This is a genomic window from Micromonospora sp. NPDC051141 (genome assembly GCF_044455765.1).
GTDB lineage: Bacteria > Actinomycetota > Actinomycetes > Mycobacteriales > Micromonosporaceae > Micromonospora.
Window position 1 is genome coordinate 55139 of the sequence record NZ_JBITFD010000006.1, and the last position, 17257, is coordinate 72395.

General features: G+C 75.0%; 16 protein-coding genes. 2 read left to right on the top strand and 14 right to left on the bottom strand.

Going from position 1 to position 17257, the window contains the following annotated elements:
* Positions 1-79: 79 nt before the first annotated feature.
* Together ACIA6B_RS13745 and ACIA6B_RS13750 are read left to right on the top strand one after the other, a co-directional pair.
* Positions 80-1246: a sensor histidine kinase gene (locus ACIA6B_RS13745; RefSeq protein ID WP_396773244.1), complete on the top strand. Its 1167-nt coding sequence runs from the start codon at positions 80-82 to the stop codon at positions 1244-1246.
* Entirely contained in the window at positions 1243-1896 is a 654-nt protein-coding gene (locus tag ACIA6B_RS13750) for a response regulator (protein ID WP_396773246.1), read from the top strand. Before ACIA6B_RS13745 ends, ACIA6B_RS13750 begins: the two co-directional genes overlap by 4 nt.
* A 54-nt stretch (positions 1897-1950) precedes the next feature.
* On the opposite strand, the gene ACIA6B_RS13755 is transcribed toward ACIA6B_RS13750, so the two are convergent.
* From ACIA6B_RS13755 to ACIA6B_RS13820, 14 genes are all read right to left on the bottom strand, one after another.
* Positions 1951-2172: a hypothetical protein gene (locus ACIA6B_RS13755; RefSeq protein WP_396773247.1), complete on the bottom strand. Its 222-nt coding sequence runs from the start codon at positions 2170-2172 to the stop codon at positions 1951-1953.
* Positions 2173-2337: 165 nt separating this feature from the next.
* Complete coding sequence (locus tag ACIA6B_RS13760) at positions 2338-3354, bottom strand: ABC transporter permease subunit (RefSeq protein WP_396773248.1); 1017 nt, start codon at positions 3352-3354, stop codon at positions 2338-2340.
* Positions 3351-4229: an ABC transporter ATP-binding protein gene (locus tag ACIA6B_RS13765; protein WP_396773250.1), complete on the bottom strand. Its 879-nt coding sequence runs from the start codon at positions 4227-4229 to the stop codon at positions 3351-3353. Before ACIA6B_RS13765 ends, ACIA6B_RS13760 begins: the two co-directional genes overlap by 4 nt.
* Positions 4230-4351: 122 nt before the next feature.
* Positions 4352-5785 carry a glycoside hydrolase family 19 protein gene (locus tag ACIA6B_RS13770; RefSeq protein ID WP_396773251.1) on the bottom strand — a complete coding sequence of 478 codons (1434 nt, stop codon included), beginning with the start codon at positions 5783-5785 and terminating at the stop codon, positions 4352-4354.
* 6 nt (positions 5786-5791) lie between these two features.
* Complete coding sequence (locus ACIA6B_RS13775) at positions 5792-7534, bottom strand: type IV secretory system conjugative DNA transfer family protein (protein ID WP_396773253.1); 1743 nt, start codon at positions 7532-7534, stop codon at positions 5792-5794.
* Positions 7531-9294: an ATP/GTP-binding protein gene (locus tag ACIA6B_RS13780; RefSeq protein WP_396773255.1), complete on the bottom strand. Its 1764-nt coding sequence runs from the start codon at positions 9292-9294 to the stop codon at positions 7531-7533. The genes ACIA6B_RS13775 and ACIA6B_RS13780 overlap by 4 nt, the downstream gene beginning before the upstream one ends.
* Positions 9291-10790: an SCO6880 family protein gene (locus tag ACIA6B_RS13785; RefSeq protein ID WP_396773257.1), complete on the bottom strand. Its 1500-nt coding sequence runs from the start codon at positions 10788-10790 to the stop codon at positions 9291-9293. Before ACIA6B_RS13785 ends, ACIA6B_RS13780 begins: the two co-directional genes overlap by 4 nt.
* 21 nt (positions 10791-10811) lie before the next feature.
* Positions 10812-12125, bottom strand: coding sequence for a hypothetical protein (locus ACIA6B_RS13790; RefSeq protein ID WP_396773259.1), 1314 nt, complete (start codon positions 12123-12125; stop codon positions 10812-10814).
* Positions 12118-12864, bottom strand: a complete 747-nt coding sequence (locus tag ACIA6B_RS13795; RefSeq protein WP_396773260.1) for a hypothetical protein — start codon at positions 12862-12864, stop codon at positions 12118-12120. The genes ACIA6B_RS13790 and ACIA6B_RS13795 overlap by 8 nt, the downstream gene beginning before the upstream one ends.
* A gap of 2 nt (positions 12865-12866) precedes the next feature.
* A complete protein-coding gene (locus tag ACIA6B_RS13800) occupies positions 12867-13235 on the bottom strand; it encodes a hypothetical protein (protein WP_396773262.1) in 369 nt (122 codons plus the stop codon).
* Positions 13236-13297: 62 nt separating this feature from the next.
* A complete protein-coding gene (locus tag ACIA6B_RS13805; RefSeq protein WP_396773264.1) occupies positions 13298-13987 on the bottom strand; it encodes a hypothetical protein in 690 nt (229 codons plus the stop codon).
* Complete coding sequence (locus tag ACIA6B_RS13810; protein WP_396773265.1) at positions 13984-14487, bottom strand: hypothetical protein; 504 nt, start codon at positions 14485-14487, stop codon at positions 13984-13986. The genes ACIA6B_RS13805 and ACIA6B_RS13810 overlap by 4 nt, the downstream gene beginning before the upstream one ends.
* Before the next feature lie 293 nt (positions 14488-14780).
* Complete coding sequence (locus tag ACIA6B_RS13815) at positions 14781-16007, bottom strand: ricin-type beta-trefoil lectin domain protein (RefSeq protein WP_396773267.1); 1227 nt, start codon at positions 16005-16007, stop codon at positions 14781-14783.
* Positions 16008-16135: 128 nt separating this feature from the next.
* On the bottom strand, positions 16136-17197 hold the full coding sequence (locus ACIA6B_RS13820) for a zf-HC2 domain-containing protein (protein ID WP_396773269.1): 1062 nt from the start codon (positions 17195-17197) through the stop codon (positions 16136-16138).
* Positions 17198-17257: the final 60 nt, after the last annotated feature.

A 17257-nucleotide genomic window follows, 5' to 3' on the forward strand; every position in this document is an offset into this window, starting at 1 on the left:
ACCGATCTTCGGCGCGGCGAGCACCGGGACCGTACTTTCGACCGGTTCGGCGTGGGCCGGGACTTCCTAGCCTGGTGCCATGAGCGACACGCGTCGACCGGCCGGCCTGCTGTGCGACCTGGGCCTCGCCGTGGTCTTCCTCCTCGGCCTGGCGTTCACCGCCGTCATGCTCGCGGACAGTTGGGGTCCCCGGTACGCCGTGCTCGACGGGACGGTCGGGGCGACCGTCTGTCTGCTGGCCCTGCGCCGCCGCCGGGACCGGGTCCGCACGGCGGCGGCCGGGCTCGGCGTGGCGGCCGTCGCCGTCGTGGTCGCCCACGTCGCGGGCCTGCCGCAGGAGCCCGGCCCGATCACCGGGCTGGCGCTGGCCGTGCTGGTCGGCTCCGTGATCCGGACCCGGCCGGCGCGGACCGCCGTCGCGGTCGGCGGCGCCGGCCTGCTGGTGATCGTCGGCAGCCTGCTCACGTCGCTGGACAACCGGCACGGCTTCTCCGCGGTGACCGTGCTCGCCGTGCTGTGCTGGCTGGCCGCCGTCGCGGTCGGCGTCGCGCTGCGCCTCGCCGACGCCCGCGGCCGGGCCACCACCGAGCGGGTACGCCGGGACGAGCGGCTCGCGCTGGCCCGTGAGCTGCACGACGTGGTCGCCCACCACGTCACCGGCATCGTCGTGCAGGCCCAGGCCGCGCAACTGGTCGGCGCGAAGCGGCCGGCGGAGGTGCCGGCGATGCTGGCCGGGATCGAGCTGTCCGGCGCCGACGCGCTGGCCGCCATGCGCCGGGTGGTCGGGCTGCTCCGGGACACCGACGACGCGGCCCCCGCCCCGCCCGACCCGGAACAGCTCACCGACCTGGTGGCCCGGTTCGACCGGCTCGGCCCGCCGGTGCGGCTCCGGCTGCCCGCCGGTGACCACGGGTGGCCCCCCACCGGTGACCTCGCCTGGCCGCCGGAGGTGACCACCACGGTCCACCGGATCGTGCAGGAGTCCCTGACCAACGTGTCCCGGCACGCCCCACACGCCGGGTCGGTGACCGTCACGGTCGACAACTGCTCCGAGGGGGTGTCCGTCGAGGTGGTGGACGACGCGCCGCCGGTGCCCGCGCGGGTCGGCCACCGCGGCGGCTACGGCCTGGTCGGCATGCGCGAGCGGGTCCGGACGCTGGGCGGCACGCTGACCGCCGGCCCCCGCGACGGCCGGGGCTGGGCCGTCCGGGCCACGCTCCCTCTCCCGGTCCGGAGCCCACGATGAGCATCCGGGTGCTGATCGCCGACGACCAGGCCATGATCCGGAGCGGGCTGCGACTCATCCTGGAGGACCAGCCCGACATCACCGTGGTGGGCGAGGCGTCCGACGGCGTCGGGGCGGTGGCCGAGGCCCGCCGGCTGCGCCCGGACGTCTGCCTGGTCGACATCCGGATGCCCCGGCTCGACGGCATCGAGGTGACCCGCGCGCTGGCCGGCCCGCCGAACCCGCTGCGGGTCATCGTGGTGACCACGTTCGACCTCGACGAGTACGTCTACGGCGCGCTGCGCAACGGCGCGGTCGGTTTCCTGCTCAAGGACGCCGGGCCGGCGCTGCTGGTCGAGGCGGTCCGGGCCGCGCACAACGGCGACGCGCTGGTGTCCCCGTCGGTGACGCTGCGGCTGCTCAGGCACGTCACGGCCGCGGCCCGGCCCGCGGCGGCGGCCCGGTCGACGGCCCGGCTGTCCGCGCGGGAGCTGGAGGTGGTCCGGGCGGTCGCACGCGGGCGGACGAACCAGGAGATCGCCGCCGAGCTGTTCATCTCGTTGAGCACCGTGAAGAGCCACCTCTCCGGCATCCAGACGAAGCTGGGCGTCCGCAACCGGGTGGAGATCGCCGCCTGGGCCTGGGAGAACCGGGTGGTCGAGGGCGCCTGACCGGCTCATGCCGGCGGCTCGACGAGCGGCCGGCGGAACGGGCAGGGCCACGGCTCACCAGTAGTGCGACCGTATGGTGGCGAGCCGACTCGCCCGGCCGGCGATCCTGACCGGGCCGCGACCGCCGCAGCTCATCGCCGTCGTTGACGAGTCGGTGCCGAGCCGCTGCTCGGCGTCCCAGGCGTAGAACCGTTCCAGCTCGGTGAACCCCCGCTTCGCCGCGAGGCGCATCGAGGTGGCGCCAGCGGTGGGCCTTGCCACCTTCCGGGCGTCCACACCCGCTACAGGCTACGAACTTGATGGCGTCAACGAGTCACCCGTGACACGCGCGACGGACACGGACGCCCGACGATCGCCGGACCCAACCGCCTGACCCATCCTCGCCATCAAGTTCGTAGCGTGCCGGGACCACTTGTCCCCACCGGACTTCGACCAGACGCGTCAGCTCGGACGGCGCTGGACCCGCCGGAACGCGACCGCCGCCAGCAGGCCGGCGAGCACCAGGTAGCAGCCCGACTCCAACCACTGGACCGACCAGTACCGGGCGACCGGCTGGTAGGCGACGTCCACGTGCAGGTCGTGGTCGGCCAGGCAGGTCGCGGTGTCGCCGAACGGCCCCTCCGCCGCGCCGGTCCTCGGCGGGTCGGTGAAACACCTGTCGAAGATCGCCCGGTCCAGTGGCGTGCCATCGCGGGTACGCAGCTCGCTCACATCGGTGATCCAGGCGTCCGGCAGGGTCAGCCCCTTCACCACCGGCGCCCCGGTGATGCCGCCCAGGCCGCGTGCCTGGTTGATGGCCGAGGCGGTCATCGGCAGCGTGACGTGCTCCGCCGGCAGCAGGTGTGGCCGGACCAGGTTCGGCACCAGGAACTGGACGACCACGAAGACCAGCGCGGTCACCGCCATGGCCGGCACCGTGCGGCGCACCACCAGCCCGATCAGGACCCCGAGGACGACGGCGAACACCGCGTACGCCACCGGGGCGAGGTTGCGGGCACCGAACAGGACGGTGCTGAAACGGTTGTCCGCGACCCGGTCGACCGGGCTCATCGCCCAGGTCACCAGCGCGGCGGCGACACCGGTCACGGCCATGGCGGCCAGCCCGACCACGGTCAGCTTGACCGCGAGCCAGCGGCGGCGGGTCACGCTCTGGTTCCAGACCAGTCGTTGGGTGCCGGCCTCCAGCTCCCGGGCCACCAGCGGCGCGCCCCAGAACATGCCGAGCAGGCCGGGCACCGGCGCGAGCAGCGCCGCCAGATAGAGCGAGGTGTTCTCGTAGTCGACCGCGAGCTGGGCCAGCCGGGGGCAGTCGGGCCGGCCGGCGCACTGGGCCCGGTAGGCGTCCTCGGCGTCCCGGACGTCCAGGCCGAGATGCACGACGTACGCGGCGAACAGCGCCAGCGCGACCACGCCGACCAGGGCCGGCACGCGAAACTGCCGCCAGGTGAGCCAGCTCATCGGTTTCCCTCCCCCGCCGCCCGGGTCAGATAGCTCAGCACCAGGTCCTCCAGCCCGACCGGCGCCACGCGCCACGGCCCGCACGGCGGCGGGCCGTCGACCCGCACGACGGCGTCGATGTGCGCCCCGGTGTGCCGTGTCACGACCGCCTCCACCCCGGCCGGCAGCCGGTCCCGCTCATCGCGCGGGCCGTCCAGCCGGTGGTGCCGGGCCAGCAGGTCGGCCACGTCGCCGGCGACCTGCACCCGGGACCCGACCAGGACGACGAGGTGGTCGCAGGCCCGGGCCACGTCGCCGAGCAGGTGGGAGGAGAGGATGGCGGTGGCGCCCAGTTCGGCGACCACCTCCATCAGGTCGCGCAGGAAACCGTCGCGGGCCAGCGGGTCCAGCGCGGCGGCCGGCTCGTCGAGGATCAGCAGGTCGGGACGCTTGGCCACGGCGACGGTGAGCGCCAACTGCGCCCGCTGGCCGCCGGAGAGCCGGCCCGCCCGCTGACCCGGGTCGAGTCCCACCCGGGCGATCCGCCGCGCCGCCAGCGCCGGATCCCAGGTCGGGTTCAGCTTCGCCCCCATCCGCAGGTGGTCGGCGACCGAGAGGGCGGCGTACACCGGGGTGTCCTGGGCGACGAAACCGACCCGGGCCAGGTGCGCGGCGTTCGCCGCGGGCGGCGAGCCGAGCACCCGCAACGTGCCCGCGGTCGGCGTGGTCAACCCGCAGGCGAGATTCAGCAACGTGGACTTGCCGGCGCCGTTCGGGCCGACCAGCCCGACCACCCGGCCCCGGGGGACGTCGAGGTCGCAGTCGAGGAGCGCGGGCCGACGACCGTACCGTTTCGTCAGGCCCCGGGCGTGGACGGCGAGTTCGGAAAGTGACATGGCCCGATCCTGCGGATCGGGGCCGTCGCCGGCATCGGTCCGCAGGAGGGCCGACCGCCCCGGCCGTCGTCCTTTCGGCCGGTTTCCGGGCCGGGTGGCGGGCCCGTCAGCCGGTCAGCCGGTCAGCACGACAGGGTCCCCTCGTCGCCCGGGTCGACGCCCAGCGCCTCGGTGAACCGGCGGTACGCGTCGACCCGGTCCCGCACCTGCCCGGGGTTGCCGCCGCCGCACTCCAGCGCCCCGTTGATGCTGCGGACCGTCCCGCCGAACCCGGCGCCGCCGGTGATCGCCGCGTGCGGCGTGGTGGCGCCCGCGCCGGACTGGGTCATCCAGAACCAGAGCGCGGTCCGCCACGCCACCGCCGGGTCGGTCGCGACCAGGTCCGGGTTGCCGAGCAGGTCGGCCCCGAGCGCGTCGCCGGCCGCCCGGTAGTTGTAGTTCCAACTCAGTTGCAGCGGCCCGCGCCCGTGGTAGGCGGTCCGGCCGGCCGGGCACCCGTAGGGCCGGCCGCCGTCGCAGTAGGTGCCCCACGCCGCCCGGTCGATCTCGTCGACGTGGAGCAGGCCCTCGGTCTCGTGGTCGACGTTGGCCAGGAACGCGGCCAGTTCCCGCTTGCGGGTCCGCTCGTCGCCGGTGGTGGCGAACGCGGGGAACGTCGCCATCGCGTCGGAGAGCCCGGCGTACGTGTAGAAGGCGTTGCGCCCGGGGAACATCGCGTCGAACGTCGACCCGGTCAGCAGCGTGCCGTCGCTCTCCGGCACCACCCGCTTGTGCACACCGGCCCTCGGGGACACCGACGGGCTCGGCGAGGCGGTGGAGGTGTCCGTCCCGCCGACCGTGTAGCCGGCGAACAGTCCGCGCACCCGGAACGGGTAGCTGTCCAGCAGGATGACCGGCATGCCGCCCTGGGCCTCGACCGCCGCCGTGCCCTGGTCCCAGGCCATCAGCGTCAGCGTGAGATGGTCACCGACCACCTTCCTGTCGTCGAGCATCCGCTGGGTCTCCTCGGCCAGGTGGCAGAACCACCGGGCGTGGGCGTGGATGGAGTCCTCCGGGTCCAGCGCCGACGCCTCGCCGCTGTCGTCGTCGTCCTCGCCGTACTGCGCGAAGACCTCGGGCGTCAACTGGGACAGGCCCTTGCGGCCCTCCTGGCCCTCCTTGTCCGCGTCGAAGTCCGACGCGTACTCGATCTGGGCGGCGAGGATCACGGGGGTGAGCAGGTCGCACTCCCGGGCCGCCGCCTCGATCGGCGCGACCAGGTCGGCGTCGGGCACCCCCGCGGAGTCGAACCGGCCGCCACCGTCGCCCCCGGCCAACTCGGTGAGGACGCTGCCCCCGGCGCCGGGACCGAGCGTGCTCTCCGGATCCGGCGAGTACGAGGTCAGCTGCGACCCGCTGAGCAGGATGATGACCACCAGCACGATCAGGGCCAGCGCCGCCGTCGCCGCCAGCGGGAACATGCCGACCATCGAGAGGAGCAACCAGGTGAGCTGGGTGGCGCCCAGCCGGCCGGTCGACGTCTGCCGCGCCGCCCGCGCCGCCGCCAACTTCGACACCGGCCGTCACCCGGCCCGCTGGTGCCAGGCCGCCGACGCCCGCTCGGTGACCGCCCGCGCCTCGGCCTTCGCCGCCGCCGCGATCGGGCCCGCGTCCGGCTCCTTGTACCAGGGACGCAACCGGATCACCGCCGGCCGCACGCCGGTCGCCAGGAGCAGCGCGGTGCCCTTCGGCAGCGCCCGGATCCGGTCCGCCGGCAGCACCTGCTCCTGCCGGTACGACACCGACCGGCTACCGCCGTCGCGGGACCGGGAGTAGGTCGGGGTACGCACGTCGTGCTGGCCGACCAGGCGGGCGACCTTGTCCACGAAGTCGGCGTCGTCCAGCCCGGCGCCCAGGAGCTTGACCGTGGCGGCGCTCCACAACGCGTCCATCCCCGCCTCGCCCCAGACCCGCACCCCCTGCCGGTAGCTCTGCAACAGCGTCACCACGCTGACCCCGCGGGAGCCCAGATGGCTGTAGAGGTCGGGCAGGTCGGCGATGCGGCACACGTTCGCCGCCTCGTCCAGCACGGCGGTCATCGGCGGGTCCAACCGGCCGCCCATCCGTTCGGCGGCCACCACGCCGGCGCGGACCACGGCGTCCGCCAGCCCGGCGATGACCCCGGCGGCGGACCCGCCGCCGTCCTTGGACAGCAGGTAGAGCGTGTCCCGGCCGAGCACGTGCTCCGCCGGGACGAACTCCGGGCGGTCCGGGTCCGGGCTGACCCAGGCCAGGATCTCCGGGTCGAGCAGGCAGGCCACGCACTGTCGGGCCGTCTCGTAGATGCCGTCGCGGGTCTCCACCGCCCCGCGTACGGTGCCCTGGAGCTGGTCGGCCATGGCGGTCAGCCCGGCGTCGCGGAGCAGGTCGATGGGACTACGGTCGGCCGGGTCGGCGAGCCAGGCCAGCATCTCTTCGACCGGCACGCCGCCGCGCGCGGCGGCCAGGAAGAGCGCGGTCAGCGTGTTCTGCGCCGCGGCGGTCCAGAAGTCCCGCTTCGACGCGTCGTCGTTGACCGAGCTGACGAAGTGACCGGCGAGCCGCCGCGCGCCCTCCGGGTTGTGGCAGCCGCCGAGCATGTCCCACCACATCGCCCGCTCGGTGTACGCGATGCCCTGCGGGTCGAACGTCCACACCCGGCCGATCCGGGCCCGCTCCTGCCGGGTGACCAGGTAGACGTCCGACTTGTTGGACGTGAGCAGCACCGCGCCGGGCGCGCGCAGCACCCGTGGGATGGCGATTCCGGTGGACTTCCCGGAACGCGGCGCCATCAGGTCGAGTTCCACGTCCTCGTAGGACGACCGCAGCTCGGGGCCCGACGGCAGCAGGTCGCCGAGCAGGTTGCCGGTGTCGTCGGGGCGCAGTCGGGGCACGTCCCGCAGCGACGGGCGCAGTTCGCGGGCCCGCGCCTGCGCCGCCTTGCCCGTCATGGTCCGCAGGTCGGCCGCACCGGCGAGGTTCGCCGGCCGGCCCAGCCGGCGGACCACGGCGCGGGTGGCCGCGACCACCGGGACGGCGGCGAACGGGACCAGCCCGGCCGCGCCGCCGTACACCAGGGCCGACGGCACGCCCGGCCACACCGCCCCGGCGTCGCCGCCGAGCAGGCTCAGGTAGACGTCGAGGCGGAACGGCGGCGGGCGCCAGCCGTAACCGCCCACCCCGGCGGCGAGCGTGCCCCCGAGCCAGAGCAGGGCGAAGGCGGCGAGGTTGATCAACGCGAGGACCGGGACCAGCCAGGCCAGGTGGTCCCCGCCGCCGCGCTTCACCGGTGCTCCAGGTCGGGCCGGGAGCCGGCCGTGACGGCCCGCACCACCGCGTCCCGCTCGGCGCGCATCCGGTCCGCGTCGCCGTTGGCGATCCACCGCGTGTTCGTGTCGTGCAGGTGCCGCTCGGCGTCGGTGATCGCGACCCGGATCGGGATGCCGGGCCGCCCACCGACCTTGATCAGGAAGCGGCCCCGGCCGGGCGGTTCCTCGTTGCCGCCGTCCTGGGCCCAGCCGGCCGGCGAGGACCAGGACGAGACCAGCTCGATCTCGCGCCGGGACAGCCCGACCACGCGGGCCAGCTCCTCCATCTCCGCCCTCGGCAGTCCGGCGCAGGCGACCATGCCGGCCCGCTCGACGAACCCGCGCGCCTTGGCCTTGTCCGCCTCGCTGCCCAGCGCCTCGGCGTCCTTCAACGTGTGGGTGATCTTCGCGTCGGCCAGCCCGAGCGAACGGTTCAGCCGGGTGAGCGCGTCGATCCGGTCGACGATGCCGGAGGCCGCCCGCAGCGGGCGCCACAGCTCGTCCAGGACGGTGAAGAACCAGCGCCGGGGCGCCAGGCCCGCGTCGGCGAGGGCGTGCGACGCGGACACCGTGCCCAGGCCGTCCGACCAGGCGGCGAGCATCGCGGCGGCGGTCAACTGCCCGTCCGCCTCGCCGATGCGCGAGATGTCGATGCAGACCGCTGTGGCGTCCGGGTCGATCCGGGTGGCCGTCTCCGACGCGAACGTGTCGCCGAGCGGGCCGTCCACGATGCCGAGCAGCGACCGGTGCAGCGGGTCCACCGCGTCCCGGTACCGGGACTCCTGCCCCCGGTCCAGGGTGACCTGCCGGACCTGCGGCGGCCCGGCCTCCAGCACCGCGAGCAGGTCCGGCAGCCGGTACGTCCGGCCCGGCGCGGTGCGCTCGCGCAGGTGTCGCAGGCAGGCCGAGAGCACCGACTGCTCGTGGTCGCTGATCGGCGTGCCCCGCACGATGGTCAGCAGGGCGGCCACCATGTTCAGCACCCGGCCGTGGGACTCGGCGGACAGCGCCTCGCCGGCCTGGCCGCCGATCCGCGCCGCCGCCGCGCCCATCGCGCCCGGGTCGAGCACGTTGAGCCCGCCGACGCCCCGGGCGATGGAGATGACCTGCCCGCCGAGCGCGCGGACGGTGTCCGCGTAGTCGGGCTTGAGGTCACCGAGCACCAGCGGGACGACGCCCTGCCCGGCCAGGCCGATCAGCATCCGGTTGATCAACGTCGACTTGCCGAGACCCGGCATGCCGAGCATGAACAGCGACGGGTTGGAGATGTACCGCGCCCGGGTGAACCAGTTGAGCGGGTCCCCGCAGACCGTGGCGCCGGTGCTGATGTGCTGCCCGAGCGGTACGCCGGTCATCGGCGCGCCCGAGCCGGAGGCGAACGGCCAGAGCCCGCACGCCTGCACCGTGGTGGCCCGCCACATGGCCGGCGGGTCCAGCGTGGCCACCCGGCCGCCACCCAGCTCGGGCGAACCGCGGTGCGGCACCGCGTCGACCCGGTCCATCCGGGCCAGCCGCTGCCGGTACCGGTGCTCGGCCGCCTCCTCCGCGGCCCGCCGCCGGCGCGCCCGCCGCAGCGCCCGCGGAGTCTGCTCGCCGCTCTCGTCGGGTTCCCGGTCCTGCGCCTCGACGGGCGGCACCACCAGGCCGGACATCGCGGTGTCCGGACCGGACGTCCCCCGTGGCCAGCCCGCGCCGAGGTCCAGCACCCGCACGCCGTCCGCGCCCACCCCGGCCGTCACAGCGCCTCCTGAAGGTCCTGCGGGACGATCGACTGCTCCCAGGGCAGGATGCCGACCGGAAGCGCGCAGGTGAACGCCGCGGCCTGCAACCGGTCCGCCGGTCGCATCGCGATCCGGGTCGCGCCGAGCAGGTTCCGCATGGTCACGTTCGCGTCGCGCACCTCGGCGACCGAGTCGACTGTCAACGTCACCAGCATCGAGAACTCCACCAGGCCGGCGCCCGACGCCTCCTCCGCCGCGGTCTGCTCGGCCGCCTGGATCTCCGCGACCGCCCGGGCCCGGACCAGGCCCTTGGTCGAGTTCGCCATGAACTGGGCGGACCGGCGGTCGGACTCGACGATCCGGGCGGAGGTCGCCGGGTCGATCGGGCGGTAGACCAGGGCCACCCGCTTGCGGCGGATGCCGGCGGCCGGGTCGAGCAGGCTGCGCAGGATCCCGGAGCGCACCACGCCACGTGGCGCCATGGTCAGCAGCCAACTGCGGGACACCCCGGAGTCGTGCTGGTACGCGGTGACTGTCTCGACGGTGGCGGCCGGCCCGGCGTCGTCCCACTCCAGGCCGGTGCCGCCGTGCTGGGCGCGTACGTCGAGCACCTCGGCCGCGGCGGCCGGGTCGTACGCGACGCGGACGACCTCGGCGATCCGTTCCGCCGACAGCGGCTCCGCCGCGCCTCCACCGGCCGCCACCAGCCCGTTGAGCACCCCCTGCAACCGCAGCGCCAGGTCGGCCAGCATGGTGTCGTCGTCGCGCCGGCCGCCGCCCGGCGCCGAGTAGGTGAGCGTCAGGTAGGTGTTCATCTCCGAGGACGCGTCCGGGTAGGAGCGCACCACCTCCTCCATCACCGCCCGGGCGGCCGGCGGCGCGTTCGGGGAGAGCCGGCCCAGCACCTCGGTGGCGAGCCGGGTGCCCGGGTCGGGGGCGGTCTCCACCACCACCGACGCGCCACGCAGCCCCGGCTCGTGCGCCAGCCGGGACAGCCACTCCCCCCACAGCGCCACCCACGTGTCGACCTGGTCCGGGTCGACGAGCGATCCGCCGTCCGGCTCGCAGCTCAGCACGATCGTGTACTGGTGCCGGTTACGGTGGTGCAGCACGCCGAACGGCCGGTCGTACGGGTCGCGTCCCTCCAGCATGGTCACCCGGCTCAGCAGCCCGGGCGGGCGGAACCGGCCACCGGGCCGGGTGGACAGCGGTCCGGAGACGTAGAGGTGCTGCCGCTTGGACCGGCGGCGCATCCACCCGACCCGGACGCCGGCCATCTGGAAGACGTTGCGGCCGTCCTGGGTGCGGATCGCCAACGGCGCCAGCACCAGCGCGAACGGGAGTCCCACCACCAGGGCCGCGTCCAGCGAGATCATGGACGCGATCAGGACCACCACGAGACCGCCGAAGAGGCCGAAGGTCCCGATCAGGCCCAGCGACCCCAGGCCGGCCTTGCGGGGACGACGCCAGTTGCCGTACGTCGGTGTCTTGATCTGTTCGGTTGCCGTGCTCATTGCTCGTCCTCCTGGGCCGGCCTACTGTCGGTCGGATTGCGGCAGCGCTCCCCCGGCGATGCCGGCGGCGTGCCGGTGGGTGCCGGCGAGGGCGCCGGCGCTCTTCTGTGCGGTCCAGGCGGCGGCGCCGACCGCGCCGCCGACGACCCGCCCGGCCGTCGACACGACGCCGCGTCCGCCGCCGCCGGACGAACCGCCGCCGGACGGCGCCGCGTTCTCGGGCGCCGGGGCGCCGCCGCCGGACGCGGACCGCCTGCCGGACCCCGAACCGCCACCGCCGCCGCCGGACCCGCCGCCGGACGTCGCGGCCCCGCCAGCCCGGGACGTCCCGCCGGCCTTCGACGCCCCGCCGGCCCCTGCCCCGCCGCCGCCCCGGGCCGCGCCGGAGGGTGAGCCGCCACCGCCCGGCGCCCGGGCCGTGCCGCCGCCGTGACCGCCCCCGGCGATCCGCCTGGCCCCGCTCGCCACGGCGCCCGCCGCCGCCGCGCCGGCGCCGACGCCGGCACCCACGCCGTCGCCCGACCCCAGTGCCGCCATGGCCGGTACGACCAGCCGCATCAGCGCGGGCAGCGCCACGGCGGCCATCAGCAGGATGGCGGCCCCGGCCAGCTTGTAGTGCTTGGCGTCGCCGTCGACCGAGCCGATCATGGCGGCCCCGGAGTACATGATCAGACCGACCACCGGTTTGAACGCCAGCCAGGCCACCATCCAGGCGATGTGCTTGCGCCACCACCCGCCGCCCGACTCGGTCATCGACGCGGCGGCGGCCAGCGGCAGCGTGCCGGTGAGCAGCACCATCGCGCCGAGCCGCAGATACATCAGGATCACGTGGATGCAGCCGGCGACCAGCAGCAGCAATCCGATGATGATCAGCAGGAACGCGGTCAGCCCGTCGGTCCCGCAGTTGGCGATCAGCTTGAGCTGCGCCTTGATGCCCTGGTCGTACAGGTGGTCGCTGTAGCGGTCGGCCTCCGTGGCGAGCAGGTTGAGCACGGTCCAGGCGGCGCCCACCGTGAGCACCATCCGGACCAGGCCCAGCAACGCCGTCCAGAGCGCCTGCCCCCGCCGCAGCAACGCCATCCGGAACGCCGCGGCCAGCAACGACGCCACCGCGATGGACACCACGAGCCAGTTGGTCTGGAGGTGGATCTGGTTGTTGATCGTCTCGTCGCCGAGCGTCGGCACGTCGCCGAGGTTGGCGAACAACTCCACCGCCGCGCCCAGGATGGCGCCCGCGATGTCACTGAGGATGCCGTCGATCCCGCGCTCGAAGAAGCCGACGACCTGCCCGATCTCCCCGATGTAGACGGCGTCGCCGGTCGCGCACTCAGCCATCGCCGACCCCCCGCCACAACACGAAGCCGGTCAGCGACACGACCGCGGTGACCGGCCCGTACAGGCCGCCGGAGGCCAACGGGCGCAGCCGCCAGTCGACGTCGTTCCAGTCCGCCGTGTAGTCGACCGAGAAGTACCGTGCGGTCGCCTGCCGGACCAGCACCCGGACCACCGCCGTGCGGGGCGTGTAGCGCACCACCAGGAACCCGGCGAGCCGGTTGGAGGTCTGCGGTGGGCCACCCTCCTCCAGCGACTCGCGCATGGCGTCGAAGTAGTCCCGCCCGAGCCCGGGCACGAGCTGCTGCCGGCTGACCGTACGCCAGTCCGGACCGCTCATCTGGCGGGAGATCGTGTGCACCGCCAGCACCGCGCCCATCGGGGTGTGCGCGAAGCACCAGCGCAGCGGCCCGGTGGTGCGCAGCGGCCCGGCCGAGGCGGAGAACGGGGTCTGCGCCCCGTTGACCGGCCGCCAGGTGACGTCGTCCGGCGCCGCGACCGGAATCTGCTGCGCGGTGTCCACGGTGCGGCAGCCCTGCGGTCGCGACCCGTCCGGCCCGAGGCCGCCGATCACCGGCCCGGTCGCGGGCGCGGCCCGGGTGGCGTCGTCCCCGCCGCCGTAGACCGCCGCGCCGACGCCGGCGCAGAGGGCCAGCACGACGAAGGCCGCCGACACCTGCCACCGGCGTTGCCGCCAGAACGGCCCGCCCGCCACCGGCTCGGACGCGTGTCGTGAGCGCACGGTCAGTTCCCCTCGCCCTGGCCGCCGGTGCCGAAGACCCAGCTCACGATCGGGCCGGCGGTGGCGACCAGGATGCAGCCGCCCAGCACCATGCCCAGCCGGCTCATGTGCTCCGAGCTCTCGCCCCGCTTGTGCGAGATGGCCATCACCGCGCCGGTGATCAGCACGCCGAGGACCCCGGCCGCGGTGCCCGCCCAGGCAACCAGGCCGAGCGCCTGCTCGACCTTCGTGGCGAGCTGCCCAGGCACCGAGTTGCCGCCGGTGGACGGCTGCGGCACCCCGCCGCCGCCGGACGACTCGGGGTCGGGCGCGAGGCGGAACCCGACCGGGATCCGTACCAGCCCGCTGTAGTAGATGTCGGAGAGGGCCATGGGTGCTCCTTCGATGTCAGGGACGGTCGGTCAGCCGGCCGGTGGCCGGTCGGGTCGGGTGGTCACTGGCTGAACCCGAGCGCTTCGACGAGCGGCCCGGCGGTGGTCGCGAGCAGGCACGCCGCCAGCACGAACGCGATCTGCCTGGTGTACTCGGTCCGCTCCTCCAGCGCGCCGCGCCGCAACTGCGAGGCCAACGTCATGCCGGTCAGCAGCAGGCCGACCACGGCGGCGGCGCTCACACACCACGCCATCAGCGTGAGCAACTGCACGACCGGCGCTCCGGCGTCGTCGACGTCCACCTCGTACGGTGCGATCGACGGGGTGCTGAAGCTCTTCTTGTTGATCGCGTTCTCGCACGTGAACTTGCCCGCGTACAGGGCGCCCTTGAGCGTGCACGAGTGGGATCCGGTGATCTCCACGTTGTCCTTGGTCCGCGAGTGGCCGCTCAGATCCACGAGCATCTCGACGTCCATCCAGACCGTGTCCCCGTCGGTGTACTCGGCGGTCAGGTCGAACGAGCCGTCGGTCGAGCCCTTCTTGCCCGAACAGACCCGGTCGCCGTGCCCGGCCGGGTAGGTGTTCACCGTGGTGGTGGTCTTCAGGCAGATCTTGTAGAGGAACGCGGCGTCACCGCCGTCGACGGTCACCGTGTAGCTGCCCGCGGCCACCGCCGCCGTCGGCGGGGCGAGGGCGAGCAGCGCCAGGACCAGGGCGACCAGGACCGGCCCGGACCGGCCCGGCCGGGTCACCGCGTCCCCCGTCCCGGCCGGGCCTCCGCCAGGGCGGCCAGCCGGGCCAGTTGTCGGGGCGGCTGCTTCGGCTCCACCCCCACCCGGTACGACGGGACCCACGGCACCCGGTGCACCGGGGCGATCGCGCGCAGCAGCCGGATCCGGCCGAGCAGCGGCGCCGGCAGCCGGCCTGGGGCGTCGGCGATCAGCACCACCCCCACCAGCCACATCCCGGCCGGATGGCGGCCCTCCCGCATCGCGTTCAACGCACGGGAGACCGCCCGCAGACCGTCCAGGTTGGTCCGGCCGACCACCGCGACCCGGGCCGGTTCACCGATCGCCGGGTCCGGCCACCGGCACCCGACGTCGGTGCCGCCGAGCAGCCGGGTGAGGGTGCTGGCGCCGGCGCCGCCGTGCGCGCCGATCCAGCCGATGCCCTGGTCGGAGAGGACGTCGCGGTGTCGGGCCGGACGCTCGTCACGCTCGGCTGGTCGCCGCAGCATCACCGGCTGGCTCATCGTCCGTCTCGCCTCCCTCTGTGCTCGCGTCGCGTCTGCCGGCCGCACTACGACGCGATCGCCCACCCGGTTCAGCGTGGATCCCAGGTTTTTTCCGGAGCCCGTCCCCGCCCGGCCCCACCGGCCGGGCGGACGCCGCCGTCCACCACCGACTCGGCCTCACCGACTACCCCGGTGACCGCTGCGCACGGCCGGCGGCTCGGTGAAGGAACCGCCCGGGGCGGCGCTGCGCACGGCGGTGGCCGGACGGGCCCGGGCGCGGAAGCACCCGGCCCGTCCCGGGGTCGGTCGGATCAGCGGGCGGCCTCGCGCCAGTTCTGGTTGCTCTGGCTGGCGGCGCACTCCCAGATCTGTAGCGGCGCACCGTCGTCGGAGTTCCAGTCGCGCACGTCGAGGCACTTGCCGGAGTGCGGATTGCGCAGCAGCCCGCCCTCGGCCACCCAGACCTGCGCCGGCCCGCCGTTGCACCACGCGAGCTGCACCTTGGCCGCGTTGTCCCGGGACGCCCACGCCACGTCCATGCACTTGTCCAGCACCGTCAACGTGTCGCCGGGACCACGGGTGAACCGCTGGGCCGGGGTGCCGTTGCAGTGCCAGAGCTGCAACCGCACCCCGTCGGCCGACTCGCCGCCCGGCACGTCGACGCACTTGTCCGCGTACCCGCGCAGCGCGAAGCCGGGGGTGGAGCGGACGACCGTACGCTTCGGCGACGGCGCCGGCGCGGCCCCGCCGCCGCGGAACGTCACCACGACGTCCGCGCAGCCCGGGCAGTTGTAGACCGTCTCGTTGCCGGCGACCCGGTCGTGGGTGGACCACAGGTAGGCACGCGGGCCGAACGGGAGCAGCGCGGCGGTGTACGCGCTCTCCGCGTCCCGGTTCGGGTTGACGCAGTTGATCCGGTCGCCCCGGGCCGGGTCCCGGACGGCGTGCGCCTCCGGGCAGGCGGCGAGGAGCTGGCCGGCGGAGCAGTCCCACCGCGCGCAACTGCCCGCCGCCTCCGGCCTCGGGGCGCCGGGCGCGTCGATCGTGATCGTGGTGGAGACCGCGTCGACGTAGCTGACGTTGTACCAGGGCGCGGCGGCGTTGTTCCGGTCGAAGTTGAACTCGGCCAGGCTCACCGGCTCCGCGCCCCGCTCGCACCGGTCGGCGAACGCGCCGCAGTCACCGACCAGGCAGCGGAACGACCCGTTCGGGTCGCCGTCGCAGCGCTGGCGGGCGAAGAACCGGCCCCGCCAGTGGCCCGGCTCGCCGGCGTCCGGGATGACGATGGTGCTCTTCTCGCCCGGACGCAGGGTGGGCAGGCCGCTGATCGGCCGCGAGCCGTCCCCACTCTCCCCCGCACCGATCCACAGCGTCTCCGCGGTGCCGTTGACGAACGTCACCCGCTCCCCGGTGGCGGCGGTCGCCGTGCCGCCCGGCACGCCCACGATCAGCCCCGACCCGAGCAACACGGCGGCGAGCAGGGCGGACCTCCTGCGCGTCGGCCGCCCGCGGGTCGACGATCCGGTGTTCACTGCCATGTAGCCCTCCCTCGGCCTGACGCGGGGACGCGTCACGTCCCCGACGAGTGCGGCAGGCGCACGGCCACACGACGGCGCGGGCGGGCTTCCGGTTCAACCGGAGTCGGTGCGGATCGGAGGGGTTGCGGTCAGCGGGAGATCGGCGCGGTCACCACGGAGGTGCCGTCCGGCCGGCCCACGCCGACGAAGGAGAGGTCGTCGACCGACGGCGACAGCTCCCCGGTCACCTCCTGCGGACCGGCCGAGGCGGTCCAGTCCCGGACGGGGTGGGTGACGCCGTCCCGGGTCACCGCGAAGAGCCGGTAGCGCAGGCCGGGCCGCAGCCCGGTCGCGGTGATCCTGATCGTGGAGCCCTGGCCCTCGTGGGTGGTGATCGACACGGAGAGGCTGACACCCTGGCCGGGCGCCTCGCCGGTGGCGGTCAGCACCAGGTCGTCGCGGCCCCCGCCGCCGACAGCGGCGACGATCCCACCGGTGAGCACCGCGAGCGCCAGCACCACCGCCCCACCCCAGAGCAGCAACCGGCGCCGGGCGGAGAGCGGCCGGGAACGGCCGTCGCCGGGGCGGGAGCGGTGACCGGACGCCGTCGCCGGCCCGGTCGTGCCGCCGGACCCTCGGCCGGGCCGCACGGGCCGCCGGCCCGCCGGCATCGGCCCGTCGTCAGGCGCGGTCGGGCCGTCCAGGTCCGGCCCGGAGCGGGGTACGGCGGGCGGCGCCGGCCGGGCACCGGCGTCCGACGGGGATTCCGGTACGACGGGTCCACCGGCGACCGGCACGGCCGGCTCCCCGACGACCGGCACGGCCGATTCCCGAACGACGGGCGCGACCGGCTCCCCGGCGACGACGGGGTCGGGGACGGCCGGGTCGGGAAACGCCGGGTCGGGGACGGCCGGCTCGACGACGGCGGAGGACGCCGGGTCGGGGCGCACCGCCGGGACGGCCCGCGGGGGCAGCACGGAGGCCGGCGGCAGGACCGCGGCCGGCGGAACGTCGAACTCGGCCCAGTCGGCCGCGTCGAGCGCGCCGAGCCCGCTGGTCACGCCACCCAGGTCGGCGGCGGCGGAGAGGCACTCGTCGCAGCCGGCGAGGTGCGCCTCGAACGCGACGCGGTCGGTCTCGTCGAGCGCGCCGAGCAGGTAGAGCGCGAGCGCCTCGTGCGCGGACGTGGGGTGTTCACCACCGGTGCGCATCACGCCCCCCTTCCCGACCCGACGAAGGGTGCGCCGGAACGACGACCCGGGTCACCGCGT